Raw genomic sequence first — 1,582 nt, 5'->3', positions numbered from 1 at the left:
TTAATTCTTCCCTGCTTTGATAAAGCTATTCCATGGAAGCAAATAGACTCTTTTGAGATAACTGGCCAAATGTACAAAAAGCTAACTCTTTATCTCAATCCAGCATTCAAACCGGGAGAATTCAAACCATGTAACGCAAAAATAAAATATAACAAACGAAATAATCATATCCAGATAACTGCATATGAAATCAGAGGCAAATTAAAGTTACCGGATTGTGAGTCTTTAATATCAGACTACATAAGAGTTGCTCATGCCCGAATAGAGCTGCAGTTATTTATGCAAAACAAAAAATAATCAGTAGATTATGAGTAAATTCATTATTATTCCTATTATTCTGCTTCTTCAGATGGCCGGCTATATATTTCTGTTTTATGAAAATAAACATGGACATGCTGATTTTCCTATTGAATGGGTCATATTTAACATTTTGGGAATTTTTAACCTGATTGTATTGATACTGTCTTATTTTCTTTTTTTAATTCTGAAAATAAAATTTCTTTTTGGTGGATTCCTGTAACAATAGCTGTAATTACTATTATCAAACTGATTATTCAATATATAAGAATGGCTATGGGTGAATTCTAAATTTATTAGCACAAAACGAGACAGGGAAAAGAGAAAAATTTATCTTTTGCAATAATAGAAAGAGAAGGAGGTAATATAACCGATATAAAATCTTTTATTAATTATTTAACTTTAGTAGCATAATCGCACATAAATTAAATCACATTGCCAGAAATCATTTAAATGCATTAAGCAAGTTTTAATCATCAAATTGATAAGTTAACTGAAACAATTGATTTATTAAAAAATTATTTATTTTATCGAATATATCTGCCATCTAAACATTTTTTTATCATTCATTTAACTGGACAATTTATCAATGGAATCGTTCCAAAGAGTTTATGGCCGATTTAGATGCTTTAAAAATGATTTCTAAATAGCACTTTACTTTAGACGTATCTTTTGCAGAAGCCAATTATTCAGGCATTGGAAAATTATTATTACAAAACAGATATAAATTATCTGACTTAGATTATGTTATATATTATGCAGGAAAGTCAGAAACACTGTCACTTAGCAAACTACTTAAATAATCACCTTCTGTTTACAACCGATACCCGAATTTAGCTCAACGGCTGTCTAGTATTAAATATTACCAGCCTAAATCATTGAATATTTTACTCATTAGCATTACTGCAACCAGGCTTCCGGAAGATCCGTTTAATAAGGAATTAAGCATTCTGTAATCGAATTACCAAAACGATGTACAGGAATTAGTAGAAATTAATCTAGATTATCAAAAAAGCATCATTAATGATCATCAGAAACCCATTATCCTAAAACCGGGCGAAATTATCAGATTACTTATGCGATCCCTGCTGGCTGGTCTGTTTATCTTAATAATATATGCTTGTATTACAACTGATAAAGCGCATGATTCAGAGTGGTTGATAAGTGTCATTATCCTCTCAATGATCAGTGCTTTTTGCCTATTCAGATGCTACAAAATGTATAAAAGCATTGGTTCAGCACTACTTACCATGAAGCCACGCGGATTAATTCTTCCCTGCTTTGA

The 1,582-nt window shown here is 30.5% G+C and carries 1 protein-coding gene; it reads left to right on the top strand.

Annotated features, from left to right (window positions below):
• Nucleotides 1-297: hypothetical protein (locus H3V00_RS11540; RefSeq protein WP_232336007.1), on the top strand; the 297-nt coding region annotated here is incomplete at its 5' end.
• Nucleotides 298-1,582 lie beyond the last annotated feature (1,285 nt).

This window comes from Snodgrassella sp. W6238H11 (assembly GCF_016100525.1).
Classification (GTDB): domain Bacteria; phylum Pseudomonadota; class Gammaproteobacteria; order Burkholderiales; family Neisseriaceae; genus Snodgrassella; species Snodgrassella alvi.
Note: the sequence above shows the minus strand (reverse complement) of the source record. Positions and strands in the feature narration are given on the sequence as shown.